General features: G+C 38.6%; 14 protein-coding genes. 11 read left to right on the top strand and 3 right to left on the bottom strand.

What is annotated here, in order from left to right:
• The first annotated feature begins 5 nt into the window (after window positions 1-5).
• Window positions 6-251, top strand: coding sequence for a DUF2273 domain-containing protein (locus B5P37_RS02915; RefSeq protein ID WP_085236824.1), 246 nt, complete (start codon window positions 6-8; stop codon window positions 249-251).
• A 55-nt stretch (window positions 252-306) separates the two neighbouring features.
• Entirely contained in the window at window positions 307-792 is a 486-nt protein-coding gene (locus B5P37_RS02910; protein ID WP_085236823.1) for an Asp23/Gls24 family envelope stress response protein, read from the top strand.
• Between the two features lie 292 nt (window positions 793-1,084).
• On the opposite strand, the gene B5P37_RS02905 is transcribed toward B5P37_RS02910, so the two are convergent.
• Together B5P37_RS02905 and B5P37_RS02900 are read right to left on the bottom strand one after the other, a co-directional pair.
• Window positions 1,085-2,245 carry an MFS transporter gene (locus B5P37_RS02905; protein WP_085236822.1) on the bottom strand — a complete coding sequence of 387 codons (1,161 nt, stop codon included), beginning with the start codon at window positions 2,243-2,245 and terminating at the stop codon, window positions 1,085-1,087.
• A 143-nt stretch (window positions 2,246-2,388) separates the two neighbouring features.
• On the bottom strand, window positions 2,389-4,350 hold the full coding sequence (locus tag B5P37_RS02900; RefSeq protein ID WP_085236821.1) for an IucA/IucC family protein: 1,962 nt from the start codon (window positions 4,348-4,350) through the stop codon (window positions 2,389-2,391).
• A 100-nt stretch (window positions 4,351-4,450) separates the two neighbouring features.
• On the opposite strand from B5P37_RS02900, the gene B5P37_RS02895 reads away from it, so the two are divergent.
• The 7 genes from B5P37_RS02895 to B5P37_RS02865 all read left to right on the top strand — a co-directional run bounded on the left by B5P37_RS02895 (window position 4,451) and on the right by B5P37_RS02865 (window position 13,057).
• Window positions 4,451-5,641 carry an MFS transporter gene (locus B5P37_RS02895; protein ID WP_085236820.1) on the top strand — a complete coding sequence of 397 codons (1,191 nt, stop codon included), beginning with the start codon at window positions 4,451-4,453 and terminating at the stop codon, window positions 5,639-5,641.
• The gene (locus B5P37_RS02890; protein WP_085236819.1) at window positions 5,619-7,382 is read left to right on the top strand and encodes an IucA/IucC family protein; all 1,764 of its coding nucleotides are present in this window, start codon (window positions 5,619-5,621) and stop codon (window positions 7,380-7,382) included. The genes B5P37_RS02895 and B5P37_RS02890 overlap by 23 nt, the downstream gene beginning before the upstream one ends.
• 3 nt (window positions 7,383-7,385) lie before the next feature.
• Entirely contained in the window at window positions 7,386-8,462 is a 1,077-nt protein-coding gene (locus tag B5P37_RS02885; RefSeq protein WP_085236818.1) for an alanine racemase, read from the top strand.
• A gap of 68 nt (window positions 8,463-8,530) precedes the next feature.
• A complete protein-coding gene (locus B5P37_RS02880) occupies window positions 8,531-9,529 on the top strand; it encodes an ABC transporter substrate-binding protein (protein WP_085236817.1) in 999 nt (332 codons plus the stop codon).
• Window positions 9,530-9,581: 52 nt separating this feature from the next.
• Window positions 9,582-10,607: a FecCD family ABC transporter permease gene (locus B5P37_RS02875; RefSeq protein ID WP_085236816.1), complete on the top strand. Its 1,026-nt coding sequence runs from the start codon at window positions 9,582-9,584 to the stop codon at window positions 10,605-10,607.
• Entirely contained in the window at window positions 10,604-11,566 is a 963-nt protein-coding gene (locus B5P37_RS02870; RefSeq protein WP_085236815.1) for a FecCD family ABC transporter permease, read from the top strand. The genes B5P37_RS02875 and B5P37_RS02870 overlap by 4 nt, the downstream gene beginning before the upstream one ends.
• 120 nt (window positions 11,567-11,686) lie before the next feature.
• Window positions 11,687-13,057: a YjiH family protein gene (locus B5P37_RS02865; RefSeq protein WP_085236814.1), complete on the top strand. Its 1,371-nt coding sequence runs from the start codon at window positions 11,687-11,689 to the stop codon at window positions 13,055-13,057.
• A 159-nt stretch (window positions 13,058-13,216) separates the two neighbouring features.
• On the opposite strand, the gene B5P37_RS02860 is transcribed toward B5P37_RS02865, so the two are convergent.
• Window positions 13,217-13,477 (bottom strand): SunI/YnzG family protein, encoded by a 261-nt coding sequence (locus B5P37_RS02860; RefSeq protein ID WP_085236813.1) that lies wholly within the window; start codon window positions 13,475-13,477, stop codon window positions 13,217-13,219.
• 189 nt (window positions 13,478-13,666) lie between these two features.
• Here B5P37_RS02860 and B5P37_RS02855 point away from each other — a divergent pair, with 189 nt between their 5' ends.
• Window positions 13,667-14,170: a metal-dependent hydrolase gene (locus tag B5P37_RS02855; RefSeq protein ID WP_085236812.1), complete on the top strand. Its 504-nt coding sequence runs from the start codon at window positions 13,667-13,669 to the stop codon at window positions 14,168-14,170.
• A gap of 87 nt (window positions 14,171-14,257) precedes the next feature.
• On the top strand, window positions 14,258-15,448 hold the full coding sequence (locus B5P37_RS02850) for a UTP--glucose-1-phosphate uridylyltransferase (RefSeq protein WP_085236811.1): 1,191 nt from the start codon (window positions 14,258-14,260) through the stop codon (window positions 15,446-15,448).
• Window positions 15,449-15,457 lie beyond the last annotated feature (9 nt).

Genomic DNA, 15,457 nt, shown 5'->3' with positions numbered 1-15,457 from the left:
ATCCTATGTCTAATGAAAAACAAAACGGTCAAGGTGAACGAGAGGCAGTGGAACAATTTGTGCAAACATTGAAACATTATAAATGGCGCTTAATTGGTTTCTTCTTTTTCTTAGTCATTGCAATCTTGTTTTTAACACTTGGCTTTTGGAAAACGATTTTGATTATCGTATTATGTTTAATCGGAATTGGATTAGGGTATATTAAAGACCGTACACAAGATTTCTTAAATTTACTTAATCGGCTAAGTTGATTTAATATTTTTGTAAAGTAAATACTGAATAACAAATAATAAAGGAGTTGTTATTATGGCAGTTGACAACAATAAAGCAAAAGAAAGTTATAACAAAGAAACAGGTGTAAATGAAAAAGAAAGACAACATGAAAATCAAGGTCAACAATTTTCTAATACATTAACATTTTCTGATGAGGTCGTTGAAAAAATTGCAGGTATTGCGGCACGTGAAGTACGCGGTATTTTAGATATGAAAGGCGGCTTTGTTGATACGATTAGTGGTTCATTCTCAAGTGGTAATAATGTGACTCAAGGTGTGTCTGCAGAAGTTGGAGAAAAACAAGCTGCAATTGACTTGAAAGTCATTTTAGAATATGGTGAATCTGCACCTAAAATTTTCCGTAAAGTGACTGAATTGATTAAAGAACAAGTCAAACATATTACAGGATTAGATGTTGTTGAAGTGAATATGCACGTAGAAGATGTAATGACACGTAAAGAGTGGCAACAAAAGCATGAAAAAAATAGAAACCAAAACGATGACAAAGGTTTACAATAATTCATCGGACTGGGGGCTTGTGCGATAACCGCACGGGCCTCTATTTTTTATGTGCTCTGACAATTCGGAGATGACCGATTAAACGAAGGGGATGCCATCTTACTCAATGATATTCATAAAAAGCCGAGAGATGTTCTGAAGTACAACGACAACGTTGATTCTTAAAGTTCAACTGTAGGATTGTACGACATCCTCGGCTTGTGATATAAAATATGAATGATGATGGTTGTATTGGATTTCGGTCTCTCTAGACGAAATTTTTCAATGTTCCTCGACTCAGTTTGATTAGAGTTTATGAGATGTTATGGGATTTGCCGTGTTGAGACTTTAATGATAATACAATAAGAAAGCTGATGAAACCAATCCCTGCTGCAAATTGAATGGTCGCATATAAGTGTGTATGTGCGACGATCACCCCTCCAAGTAACGCACCGAATCCGATACCGGCATTGAGCGCAGACATGTTCCAGCTCATCACTTGGCTATGATCTCCTTCAACTTGGGCGATTAACCCGGTTTGAACGGCCGGATTCGTACTCCATTGTATGATTTGCCAAATAAATAAAGCAATTAGCAAAGCGAGTGATGTCCCCCACAATGAATTTAGAAGTAGCATCATAACGACAAAAACGAAAGTGCTAATGATTAACCAAGTTTTAAATGAAAAGAGGTCTGTAAAAAAACCACCTAAAGTCGTACCACACATGCCTGCGATACCAATGATAAATAAGGCGAGAGAGACAAATGTAATCGTATGTCCACCTGATAAAATAAGTGGATTGATATAAATATAGGCGACCGAATTCGCTGTCAATAAAACAAATGTCGTTGCTAATAGTTTGATGATTTCCCGTTGATGGACCATTCGACTTTGGGTTTTGGAATGTGTTTCGTACGAAGGCATCACTTGACGAGGGAGGTAAATCGTCAGCAACAGACCTGCGAGAAGACCGACGGCGATAATCAGTCCGAATGTAAAGCGCCACCCGACCCAATCACCGATTAATGTGCCAAGAGGGACACCGAAAACATTGGACGCACTAAAGCCAGTGTACACAATGCCTAACATTTTCCCGCGATGTGCAGGTTGTGTCAGTATTACAGTGATAGCTAAAATTTTAACAACGATGAGTGCAGCGGCTGCAGATGAAATCACGCGACCGACAATAAGCACGATGAAGTTGGGCGAAAGTGCAATCATTAAATTGCCTAATACGAAAAAGGCGACTGCTAAAAGCAATACATTTTTCGGTGAATATTTTTCAGTCATCTTGACTAAGATGGGGCCTGTCAGTGCAAAAGTAAAAGCATAAATCGTTACGAGTTGTCCGATCCATGCTTCAGAAATATTTAAATCTGCGCTCATCAGGCTCATGATACCAGCGACAACCATCTCAACCATTCCCACTATAAAGATACTTAACATAAACGTTAAAGTACGCATGATTGTCATAAAAAATCTCCTCGAATTAAATTTTGTCTACACACTATTCTAATACAATAAGACCTGTTTAGAAAAGGCTTTGTCTTAAATTATGTAGAGAAAAGGCGCTCAAGTTGTTTCGTATTCGAGAAGATATGATAGATTACGTGTCGTTAGCGCGCGAGTGGATTTTTAACCTTGATGTAAGTATATTCATGCGCTTCGTCCAACAGTCGCATCGTTGTGACGCATTTATAATCAATGGTCTCATTAAAAAATGTTTGATACATCGCGTCGATGCGTTCAGATGCAATATCTCCGTCAGCTTTCATACGCTGGAATATTTGTACCATTTGTTGGCGGACGATGTGCCACAGTGCTGCTTCAATTTCAGGATGATCGTAAAATCGTGCCAGTGAGGCGACCATTTCACCAAGGTGGTTTTGTATCGTCGAATAAAAAGCTTTATTAAATACAGACGTTTGGCTCGTCGTTAATATTCGAGATTTTTCATGGAAGTGATCGGTATGATATCCCATTTTAGCAAGTTGCGTCGCATCAATACGTAACCCTTCGAAATCACGAATCAACATGTGTGAAAACTGACCTGTATGAGGATGGAAGACAGCAATCGCATTTTGTAAATGTGCTTCTAAAGCAATGCCGTATTTCACTAATAGTGGGACGACATAAGAAATTAACGCATTGGCATATGTTGTGAACCATTCTGCACAGGCATCGACAGTTCCCGTGATGTTGTTGTGGGTTTGATACCGTTCAACCAAATCGACAATAAGTGGACGTCCAGTTTGCGGGTGTGTCACGACGAGACTAGATGTGATACAAGGAAGCAAGTCGGGTTCAATCAACGCATAAATATTTTGTCTGAAAAGTGTCCCCAATTGTTCACTCAGGCGTTCTTGTATTTCTGTTGATCCGTTTTGGTCGTTATAGTAATGTGCCCCAGCGATTTCCGGTACAGGTGATGTGGGAACGTGATCTAGTAAAGGATCATGTTGAGTGATATGTGTTAATATGCGCGTCATTAACGGGCCGTTATATGTCGTTTGCTCGGATAACGTCCGAATTTCACCTGTAATATGGACGTTGGTTGACAATTTAATATGTGGTGTAAGCGTGGGTTTTTTCGGCATTAATGTCCGAAATGATAGCCCTGCATAATAATCTATCGAATAATCTAATGGCACGATCATTTGCGATTCGAATGCAGGATGATAGTCTTTGAGAATCACATGTTCATATTGCCAAGGATGTACAATGAAAGGGACATATTCATCTAGCGTTGATGTTGGTGGCAAGGCATGTTGTGCAATATTTTTAAGTCCTTTAAAAGCGGGATACACCACTTCCAAATAAGTCTCCGCTTGTGCCATTGTGCGTGTCATACTTTTATGTATGAGAATGAATTGCATTGGAATCGCTTGTTGATATTCTGATGAGTACGCAATGGTTTCCTTAGCAGACATGCCCTTACGCAATTTTGCTCCAGGATGTATCGGATGTCCTTCGATGACTAATTGTTCTGACGTTAAATAAGAGTCAGATTGGCTTTGGATGTATTGTAGCAATGATGCCACGTCGTTGAGTGGATGCTGTGCTTGATAGCTTAGAGCCAAGGTCATGTGTGTGGCGCTGTTCTCTAAATCGTCGCGAAATTGATTGGCAGCCTCGCCTTGATACTGTGGATCTTCTTCAATCATCATATCGAGGACTTCATTCGGGTGTAAGATGCGTTGGAATACACCTGATTGTGTTTCCCAGTAGAAGGGCCCTTGAACATCGATACGATTAAAAGCATGGTGACTCACAACGGGCGCATATAATGTCTTTTGACAACGTTTAAAATGAATGCACAACAGTTCTCCTGACGTGATTGGGCTGTTTTGTAACTGCTCAGCACGTTTTAAATCACTATGCGTATAGCCGTTAACCAAATTTTCACGATATAGAGATGCGACAAGGCGTGCTGTAATCTTATCACGTCCCAACAAGCATCGTTGTTTAAATTGTGTTGCCCAACCTGTATCTTGGGAAAGTAGTGTTTGATAAGTTTCTTTTTCATCTTTTGTAAAGTCTATGACTGCCATTTCAAGATGATTTTGTTCCGTTTCCATGACGACACCTCGTTCATTTTATTTTACAAATACGAAAAGGATTCGTATAATCCATAATAGCGGAAATGAGAATCATTATCAATTAAAGAAGGTGGAGATTTTGGCAAAATGGTTTTTTCCAAGTACCTTTTTACTGTTTTTAGGGAATTGGATCGGTCAAATTGCGCTGAATTGGTATGCCTATCAATTGAACCAAAACGCAATGGATCTGGCTTTGATTAATTTTTTCAGGCTCGCTCCGATTTTTGTGCTCAGCTTATGGGCGGGAAGCATTGCGGATCGTTATCGACGGTCGACATTAATAAAATTGACCGTAACAAGTTCGATGGTGATTACTAGCGTCTTAACAATATGTGTTTTGATCGTCCATCAAATTCCAATGCCTTATTTATATATTTATGCTTGCTTACGCGGTTGTATGAGTGCGATTGAAACGCCTGTTCGTCAAGTGGTATTACCAGATATCTCTGAAAAATTATCAATATCCAAAGCGGTTTCTTATCATTCCTTTCTGCTCAACGTATGCCGTTCAATCGGTCCAGCGGTTGCCGGATTTTTAATTGCAGTTTGGGGTGTACCAGTCGCATTTATTGCACAGTCTTTATGTTATGTATTGGCGCTTTGTTTATGTTTACCGCTAAAAATCGCTAAGACTCAGGCTGTTGTAAGTAAACAGTTATCATTATCTGTGGCTTGGCAATATTTTAAAATACATGTACAAGGAAGACAAATATTTATCACTTCTTTTCTGATTATGGCGATGGGCTATTCCTATACGACGATGTTGCCTATCTTGACAGATGAAATATATCCGAATAGCGCATCTGTCTTTGGAACGGCAATGACAATGAGTGCGATAGGTGGTATCTTAGCAACGTTAGCTGTACCCTACATCTTGCAAAAATTATCAAGCGACCATGCCTATTATCTCAGTTCATTGTGTTTTGGGATAGCGCTCTTATTAATTTATCCTTTTGGGCAAATCGGCTTGTTTTTGATGATTTTTTTCGTCGGATTATTCGGTCAGTTCGCACGTACGACGAATCGCATCTATTTTCAAAATGATATTCCTGAAGTAAGAAGGGGTAAAATTTTAAGTGTCGTCATGATGGATAGAGGAATGATTCCGCTTGGTGCGATGTTACTCAGTTATTTGACCCAATGGCTTGGCATTACAACAACGTTTTTATGGATGGGTGGTACGACAACGCTCATCGCGATCTTAGGCTATTTAGCAAAATTTAAAATAAATGGAGGCAAAACAATTCATGGCAATCACTCGTCATCTTAATGCGGACAGAAATATTCAGTATCGTATTCTTAGTGCATGCGTAAAAGAACAATTATTTCCTAACGGGACAAGTGTTCAATTTCAACAGGGACAACTTATCATTCAATATCATCAACATCTACTCAGCGTTCGTTGTGAGACGAAAAGTGCTTTTGCACAATTTGAATTGGCGGGTATGATTCATTATTGCGTCGCGCAACAAGAAGAGGAGATAAAGTCCGTAGAGCAATTGATTCAAGTGCTATCACAACATTTCAAAATTTCATTTCATGAACAGTTAGTGGAAGAGTTATATCATAGCCGTTTAGGTTTGACGCTAAGCTATGAACAACTGCAACAGCGTGAACGCCTCACACGGCATGCTTTGAAGTTTTCGAGAATGCCGGATAAGTTAAATTTCATTGCATGGCTGAATCATATGGCAGATGAAACATCTTTCTCAGTACTCGGTTATTCAGAAGGGATGATATGGGAAGGTCATCCGTCACATCCGCTCACAAAAACAAAACTACCACTCACTGTTGATGAAATACGGCAATATGCGCCTGAATTTATGAAAGTGATCCCGCTTAAAATCCTATTAGTTCGACAATCTTTGTTGAAAAGTACAACGATGACTGGAGAAGATGATTTTGTATTGAGAAAAATGTTTCCAGATATTGAAAGTCAACTCAGACAGTGGATGCAAACTTATGAAGGAACATTGGATGACTATCGTGTCATGTTGGTACATCCGTGGCAGTATAGCCATGTCATTGTCTCACGTTTCCAACAGTTGATAACGCAACATGATGTCATTCCTACCCCATTTACAATTGATTCGAAAGCCACACTTTCGTTCCGAACAATGCAATTGCTCGACTATCCGTATCATGTGAAATTACCCATCAATGTTCAAGCGACCAGTGCCGTTCGAACAGTGTCTACAGTGACGACAATCGATGGTCCGAAATTGAGTTATCAGTTACAAAAGATGCTGAATATTTATCCGACGTTATCTGTGGCCAGTGAACCGTATGGTGCGCATATTGATGTGGAACCGGATCTCGCACGGCAATTTGCAATGATTGTTCGACATTCACCAGAAGAACATAAACAAACGCATTTGCAGCTTGTGACAGGCGTACTGACACAGTTAAACCCAGTCGATGGTCAAGTCGTGATAGAAAGTTTAATCGAATACCTCTTTGGGGAATTGAATCAACAAACGATATCAAAATTTATGAAGCAATTTTTAAACGCGCTGATCCCACCATTAATCGGCTATATTCAACATTACGGTATTGCATTAGAAGCGCATCAACAAAATACGATACTTCAAATTAATAGAGAAGACCATACGTTGTCATTTATCGTTCGAGATTTAGGGGGGTCACGTATCGATTTGGATACATTGAAACGAGCGATTCCTGATTTTGAAGTCACCAATGAAAGTTTAATTGCTGAAAATATTGAAGCGGTGATTGCGAAATTTCAACATGCAGTGATTCAAAATCAATTAGGCACACTGATTCATCATTTTCATCATGCACACCAAATTGAAGAAGCAGAATTGTACCAAATTGTTGCAGATGTTGTTGCACAGTCAATCGACCCATCACAGCCACATGCCGAAGTATTACAACGGATTTTATTCGGTCCGACAGTTACGGTAAAAGCGTTGTTAAATATGAGAATGGCGCAAAAGGTTAAACAGTATGTGCAAATAGAGATAGAAAATCCATTAGAAAGAGAGCTGTAGACGATGCCCCAACTTCATATCAATCTGAGCAAAATTAAATATAATGCAATGATATTACAACAGATGCTCGCTGAAAAAGACGTGCGTATGGTGCCAGTTACAAAATGCACGGGTGGTGACGTGAAAATTCGTCAGCAATTATTCGACATGGGCTTCCCAATATTAGCAGAGTCCCGTTTAATGGCTATGGCATCAGAGGAGACTGCACATCGCTCCAAAAATATGATGATTAAAGGGGCACTGCCAGATGAGATTGATGCAGTCGTAAAGTTAAGTCAAATCAGCATCCAGACTGAAATTGAGACCATTCGTGCACTGAATGAGAAGGCAATTGAGCAAGGGGTGAAACACCATATTTATTTAATGGTGGATTGGAAAGACGGGAGAGAGGGGGCTTTGACGTATGAAGTCGTCAATCTGGTTAAAGAAATTGTGCAACTCAAAGGCATTTATTTAAAAGGGCTCTCATTTAATTTCATGTGCTTTCGTCAAATTCCTCCAACTGAAGAAGACATTGTTTACATCAACTATTTCATAGAATCTGTAGAACGTGACACAGGCGTTCGGTTTAATACGATTTCTGGAGGAAATTCCAGTATGTTAATGCTTGCAATGTACACGGATTTAGGTCGTATTAATGAATTGAGAATTGGAGAGGTACTGTTTAGAGGCTATGAAACGGCATATGAAATGAGGCTCCCGTATTTATATGATGATGCAATGATGTTGAGTGGCCGGGTACTTGAAATCAAACCCCGTCTCAACCTCGATCAACGGCAATCTTATATGCAAGCCCTTGTGGATATCGGCCAATTAGATACGGATATAGAAGGCATCACCGCCGTCGATCAGCAATTACATATTGTCGGTCATTCTAGCGATATATTGATGGTTAATTTAGGATTGACAGATTATTATCAAATCGGTGACAAAATTGAATTTCGTATAAATTACAGTGCCTTAGCGCAAAGTATGCATATGGCACATATCCCTAAACGTTATTATGAAGATCAAGGGATTGAAGCTTTGATAAATGGATTTGTTGAAATTAAAAAGAATCGTTTTATAAAACAGAGTTGACAATGAGAATCGTTATCAATTATCATATAATATGTCTAGTAAATTAATTTTAAAGGAGTGGCAATAACGTGAAAACTAAGAAATGGTATGGGCTGCTCACTGTTATAGCGATTATGCTTATCGTTGCAGCATGTGGCAAAACCAATGATTCTGGTCAATCAGACTCAAAAAAACAAGCAGATGGAACAAAAGGTGTTGAAATTAAGCACAGTGGAGGAACGACAAAAATTGACAAAGAACCGAAAAGAGTCGTTGCTTTAGAATATTCATTTGTGGATGCATTAACTGCATTGGGTGTGAAACCTGTGGGTATTGCTGATGATGGTAAGAAAAAGAATATCATCGAACCATTACGTGATAAAGTCGGAGATTATAAATCTGTAGGTGCACGTAAACAACCGAATTTAGAAGTGATTAGTGAATTAAAACCAGATTTAATCATTGCGGATAGTAACCGTCATAAAGGGAATTATGAGCAATTAAGCAAAATCGCACCTACCATTTTATTACCAAGTTTAGACGCGGATTATAAAGAAAACATTGAAGCGTTTAAAACAATTGGTAAAGCACTTTCAAAAGAAAAAGAAGCGGACAAACGATTAAAAGCGCATGAAGATAAAATTAATCAATACAAAAAAGAAATTACAATGGATAAAGACAAAAAAGTCCTACCACTTGTTATTTCTCAATCAGGTATTTTAGCACATTCAGATAAATCATATGTCGGTCAATTTTTACGTGATTTAGGCTTTAAAGAAGCATTAACGAAAGAAGTGGCAGATCAATTGCCTGAATATTTAAATGCGCCATACTTAAATATGAATTCCGAGCAACTTGCTGACGTCAACCCTGAACGCATGTTTGTTATGGTGAATGGCGAAAATGACCCAGAGTATTTGAAAGTGCAAAAAGATCCAGTGTGGAAAGAAATCGATGCAGTGAAAAATCATCGGGTTCATGTTGTGGATCGTCAAACATGGTCGAAATTCAGAGGCTTAATCTCTTCTGAAGAAATCGCAAAAGAGCTTGCTGAGATTTCTAAAAAAGAAAAAGGGAATGACAAGTAGTTTTAAGGTTGCTTCAAAGGCACGCTTGTCATAGGTTTAAAGGTGATTTGTTATGTCAAAGTTAAAACCAAAATTTAATGATGGACATCACCAAAGAAGGCGCACCACGCTTACATTCATTGTAAGCGTGTGCTTTCTTATTTTTGCAATTGTTTTAAATCTTGCAATCGGTTCATCAAAAATCTCATTTCAGTCCATGTTAGACTATTTCTTTCATCTTCAAACAACAAAGGAAACATTTCTAATCCATCAAGTGCGTATCCCTAGAATGATTGCTGGGGCATGTATTGGTGCGTCGTTAGCGGTTGCGGGTGTGTTAATGCAAGCGATGACGAGAAATCCACTGGCTTCTCCTCAAATTTTTGGTGTTAATGCAGGGGCTTCATTTGCAGTAGTACTTATCACAGTGTTATTACCTTCTTTTGCGCATCATACTGTCGTGTTTGCGTTCATTGGTGCATTTATTGGTGGGTTGGCTGTTTATGTGCTTGCGGATACGACGAAAGGGATGACACCGCTGAAACTGGCACTTGCAGGGATGACCATCCATTTATTTTTCACGAGTCTGACGCAAGGGATTATTTTGTTAAATGAAGATGCGACAACGACAGTCATGTTCTGGCTTGTTGGAGCCTTACATACAATTAAATGGCCGCAAATTTATCAAGTTTTGCCATGGCTCATCGGGGGTTTAATTGCAGCATTATTTTTAGCGCGTCAACTTGCTATACTGAATTTAGGCGATCAACTGGCCACAGGGCTTGGGCAAAATACGAAGTTGATTCGTGCATTAGCAGGGCTTATCGTTATTGTTTTAGCCGGAGCAAGTGTGTCTGTTGCAGGACCCATTGGTTTTGTCGGTTTAATCGTTCCGCACATTGTGAAACACTATTTGAATCGTAATTATTTTTTAATTATTATCCTTTCTATGATAATGGGTGCGAATTTACTGCTCATTTCAGATGTCATTAGCCGTTTAATTGCATTTCCATTTGAATCACCAGTCGGTATCGTTACAGCATTTGTCGGGGCTTTATACTTCTTATGGATTACGATGAGGGGAGTGAAATCGAGATGAACAGACACTATAAAAAACGTTATAGCATTGTCATTGTCCTCCTCGTACTATGTTCGTTATTAAACTTAAGTGCGGGTGCTGTATGGGTTTCACCGCTTACCGTACTTAAGGAAGTATGGACGGGTCATCATTTTATTTTGAGTGAATATCGTGTTCCAAGGATGTTGTTAGGTCTATTCGTAGGGGCTGCATTAGCGATTTCTGGTGCGGTGATTCAAGGTGTAGTTCGTAATTCATTGGCATCACCAGACGTTATAGGTATTACGAAAGGGGCAAGTTTTACTGCTGTACTAGTGATTATTGTTTTTCCCACAGCACCGCTATTCCTTTTACCAGTCGCTTCATTTTTTGGAGCACTTGTCGTCAGTTTGATTCTTTCAATACTGATGAGTTGGAAAGGGATAAAAGGTTCTCAACTTGCACTGATGGGGATGGCGATTGGTGCAGTTGCAATGGCTTTAGTACAATATATGCTAATTCGTAATCCTATGGAAGCGAACATCGCTTTAGTTTGGCTTACCGGGAGTTTGTTTGGCCGTTCAATGCAACATGTTTGGACAATTTTACCGTGGCTCATTATCGCTATACCAACGATTATTTTCTATAGTAAAAAATTGGATATTTTGCACTTAGGTGATGAAGTTGCGACGGCATTAGGTACACATGTCCCGAGAACTAAAATGATTTTACTGTTTATGGCAGTGTTACTCGCGGGAGCCGCCATTTCTGTTGTCGGTGGATTAAGTTTCCTCGGTTTGATTGCCCCACATATTGCACGGAGTATTATTGGTCACAGACATCGTCACATCGTGGTGATGTCAGGATTAGTGGGTGCATTACTTCTCGTGGTTGCAGACGGTGTGGCTCGGATGATTGCCCCGCCGGTAGACATACCGGTTGGCGTCTTGATTGCAATTATTGGTGCGCCATATTTCGTTTATGTATTGCGTAAAATGTAGTGGATTATTTTTCATAAAAACGTATCAATATTCAAGATCATATTGTCTGAACTTCAAATCATTGATATAATTTATTTTAATCATTGAATTGTGTGAGATATAGAAAAAAGGCGTGAAAATATGAAGAATTTAACTCAGAAAGCACGAAGCATAGGTAGGCTGAAGTTTATATTGCTTTCTTTGATCGGGATTATCCTCTTTTTAGTCCCACTCCCAGCTGTTGAAGAGGGTAAACAAACGAGTACGTTACCTATTGCCTATTTGGCAAAGCAGTTCCAATTACTTTTAGGTCCGATGATATCATGGATGATTGTGATGATCATTACTGTTTCAGGAATTTTAACAATCCTTTATTGTACCGTGTTGAAAGCGCGTGTTCCTAAAAACAGCTTTCGAGCGAATGCTTTTGTAGTCAGTTGGCCATGGTTATTGATTCGAATGGTGTCGATTGTTTTCGTTTGGATGACTTTTTTGAGTCGTGGTATACCATGGGTTTACTCTGAAGATACAGGAGGCCTCATTTTCTCAGGACTATTGCCGACATTAGTTGCAGTCTTTTTCTTTGCAGCCATTTTTTTACCGTTGCTTTTAGAGTATGGGCTACTCGAATTTTTAGGTCCAATTTTTAGACCAGTTATGCGACCGTTGTTTACATTACCTGGACGTTCGACAGTAGATAACCTCGCCTCGTTTATAGGAGATGGGACTGTAGGGGTGATGATTACGAGTCGACAATACGAGCAAGGTTATTACACACGACGTGAAGCGACCGTGATTTCAACGACATTTAGTGTCGTGTCACTTACTTTTGCAATTGTTATTGCTGAGACGATTGGATTAATTGATCGCTTTGTCATATTTTATGGAACAGTGATTTTTGCCTGTTTTATTGCCGCATTAATTATGCCAAGAATATGGCCATTACGTTCAATAGATGACCATTATATAGATGGTGTTTCTGCTGAAGCGCGTCCAGAAAAACAATATCATTATCGTGAATCATTTAAAAAAGGATATGAAGATGCGATAGAAACCGCATATGGTGCACCAGATCTTAAAAAATATGTGATTACTGCTTTTAAAACGGTCATGGATATGTGGTTAGTAGTGATTCCAGTTGTGATGACAATAGGGACAGTGGCTACAATTTTAGCGACTTATACACCGATTTTCAGTTGGATTGGATTACCTTTTGTTCCGATTTTAGAATGGCTCCATGTTCCTGAAGCGCGCGCTGCATCGGAGACGATGATTATTGGTTTTGCGGATATGTTCCTTCCTTCAATCCTTATTGAAGGTGTACAAAGTGATATCACACGATTTATTGTGGGTGTTTTAAGTGTTTGTCAGCTCATCTATTTATCAGAAGTGGGCGGAGTCATACTAGGTTCAAAAATACCTGTCAGTTTGTGGAAGTTGTTTGCAATTTTTTTAATCCGGACGGTTATCACGTTACCAATCATTGTACTCATCGCACATTTATGTTTTTAAAAGTTAAGTCCTATGCATGATCATCAGTTCAAATCAAAAGAGAGCGCCCCAGCACATGATATATGTGTCGGGGCGCATTATTTTTAGCCGTTCACTAGATGAAATGAGGCTGTTAGAGAACGTATTTTAAGTGGAGCGGATATGATGACGTTTTAAAATTTATTTTGTCACTTCGTTATACACTTTTTTGTCGTTGAATGTGTAAATGATATATTGTTGTGAATCTGTATCAATGATGACGCGGTTCGTTTTGCCGAATGTTGAACCAATACGTGATACTTTTTTTGACCCTACATCAGGAACAGCATGGATGTCTTGATCTTCTGTTACATTTCTGATTTCACTATTGGGAATGTGAATATCTGCAACTCTCCATTGAATATGTACTTCATTTTCATTTTTTTTAACTGTCATTGCCATCTTGCAACACATCCTTTATCTCAATTTGTAGCTTTATTGTAACGGATTAAACCCATTTTTTCAACCAATATGACTCAAATTTAATTAAATGTGCCATACTAATAAAAAGGCGCTGATGATGCGAAAATATGTTCGTGTTTCGTGGTGGTTTGTGGTATAATCCTCACATAAATAAGGAAGGTGGAGACAATGACAGGTAAAACACATTCTACTGCTGGCATCTTGATTGGCACTGTTGTTGCGACACAACATCATTTAGATATTTTTGAAATGACGACCTGTATGGTTGTGTCAGGTTTAGCGAGTCTTTTACCGGACATTTGCCATACGCGGAGTAAGATGGGGCAGCGCTTGCCGATTTTGAGTCACATTATCAAACACTTGTTTGGTCATCGGACTTTTACGCATTCCTTGCTTTTTATGATAGGAATTTATTTTATTTTACATACAATAGAAACACCGAATTACTATATGATGGGTATCATTTATGGTATGCTTTCACATGTACTATTAGATATGTTAACACCAAGAGGCGTACATTTATTCTTTCCTATTCCAATTAGAATACGTTTTCCTATTCACTTCAAGACAGGTGGTATAGTAGATTTATCTCTTGCCACAACATTTAGTTTTGTGACACTATACGTATTGTTTGAATCTACAATGAAGCAATTTATAAACTACATATTGTAAATGAATGGATATTAACAGCACCGCACTTCGAAGTGATGTGTTAATCAATGAACAAGTAAGCAGACTTAAAGGAGCGTATAATTAATCATGTTAGATGGTCATAAACTTGATAAATATAATCAATCACATTTAAAAGAATATGAAAAACTGATGAGTACGAATGAAAAAGAACGATTAAGTGATAAAATAGCGCAACTCGATTTAGCGGAGATTCAAAAATTGTACCAAGATGTTTATATCAATAGACAAACGATTGATGATGTATCTCAAGTTCAAGAGATTAACTATGAAGCAATTTCTCATATGACTGATGAAACAATTGCGTTTTATCAACGACGTGGTATCGAAGCGATTCAAGAAGGTCAATTCGCTGTATTACTAATGGCTGGGGGTCAAGGGACGCGGTTAGGTTACAAAGGACCCAAAGGATCATTTGAGATTGAAGGTGTGAGTCTATTTGAATTACAAGCGCGCCAGTTAATACATTTAAAAATGCAGACAGGGCATTTTATCGACTGGTATATTATGACGAGTCATATTAACGATGACGCGACACGTGCATATTTTGAAGCGCATGATTGTTTTGGCTATCCCGCTTCACATATTTATTTTTTCAAGCAAGATAACATTGTTGCATTAAATGAGCAAGGTCAACTGATTTTGGATAAGGACAGCAACATTATGGAAACTCCAAATGGCAATGGGGGCGTTTTTAAATCATTAAAAGCCGCTGGATACCTTGATCAAATGCGCGAACGAGAAACGTCGTATATTTTTGTAAATAACATTGATAATGTGCTAGTTAAAGTTTTGGATCCATGCTTTGCGGGGTTTGCAATCCACCATCATAAAGATGTTACTACGAAATCAATTGCGCCATTACCTGGAGAGAAAGTAGGACGTCTCGTCGTCCAAAATGGAAAAGATAAGGTACTCGAATATTCTGAGTTGAACCCTGAAGTGGCAGACCGTTTTGATAATGCGAATATCGGCATTCATATTTTTCGCCGCGCGTTTATTGAAAACGCAGTAGACAAGCCATTACCTTATCATTTAGCGATAAAAACACTGGAACAATTAGATGAAGATTTTGGAGTTGTTCAAAAGCCAACGTTAAAATTTGAATTGTTTTATTTCGATATTTTCCAATATGCGACTTCTTTTATGACTTTACAAGTCACGAGAGACGAAGAGTTCAGTCCATTGAAAAATAAAGAAGGTAAAGATAGTATTGAAACAGCAACAAATGACTTGAAGCGAATGAAAATCATTGAATAGGAGTGGCGA

This window comes from Staphylococcus lutrae, assembly GCF_002101335.1.
Lineage (GTDB): Bacteria > Bacillota > Bacilli > Staphylococcales > Staphylococcaceae > Staphylococcus > Staphylococcus lutrae.
The sequence above is the reverse complement of the archived record's forward strand: the minus strand, read 5'-3'. Positions and strand labels throughout refer to the sequence as shown.

Excerpts from the sequence above, each read along its gene's own strand:
- B5P37_RS02860 (WP_085236813.1), bottom strand. The coding sequence starts at position 13,477 with ATGGCAATGACAGTTAAAAAAAATGAAAATGAAGTACATATTCAATGG.
- B5P37_RS02850 (WP_085236811.1), top strand. The coding sequence starts at position 14,258 with ATGTTAGATGGTCATAAACTTGATAAATATAATCAATCACATTTAAAA.
- B5P37_RS02885 (WP_085236818.1), top strand. The coding sequence starts at position 7,386 with ATGCCCCAACTTCATATCAATCTGAGCAAAATTAAATATAATGCAATG.
- B5P37_RS02865 (WP_085236814.1), top strand. The coding sequence starts at position 11,687 with ATGAAGAATTTAACTCAGAAAGCACGAAGCATAGGTAGGCTGAAGTTT.
- B5P37_RS02915 (WP_085236824.1), top strand. The coding sequence starts at position 6 with ATGTCTAATGAAAAACAAAACGGTCAAGGTGAACGAGAGGCAGTGGAA.
- B5P37_RS02855 (WP_085236812.1), top strand. The coding sequence starts at position 13,667 with ATGACAGGTAAAACACATTCTACTGCTGGCATCTTGATTGGCACTGTT.
- B5P37_RS02870 (WP_085236815.1), top strand. The coding sequence starts at position 10,604 with ATGAACAGACACTATAAAAAACGTTATAGCATTGTCATTGTCCTCCTC.
- B5P37_RS02905 (WP_085236822.1), bottom strand. The coding sequence starts at position 2,245 with ATGACAATCATGCGTACTTTAACGTTTATGTTAAGTATCTTTATAGTG.
- B5P37_RS02910 (WP_085236823.1), top strand. The coding sequence starts at position 307 with ATGGCAGTTGACAACAATAAAGCAAAAGAAAGTTATAACAAAGAAACA.
- B5P37_RS02875 (WP_085236816.1), top strand. The coding sequence starts at position 9,582 with ATGTCAAAGTTAAAACCAAAATTTAATGATGGACATCACCAAAGAAGG.
- B5P37_RS02890 (WP_085236819.1), top strand. The coding sequence starts at position 5,619 with ATGGCAATCACTCGTCATCTTAATGCGGACAGAAATATTCAGTATCGT.
- B5P37_RS02900 (WP_085236821.1), bottom strand. The coding sequence starts at position 4,350 with ATGGAAACGGAACAAAATCATCTTGAAATGGCAGTCATAGACTTTACA.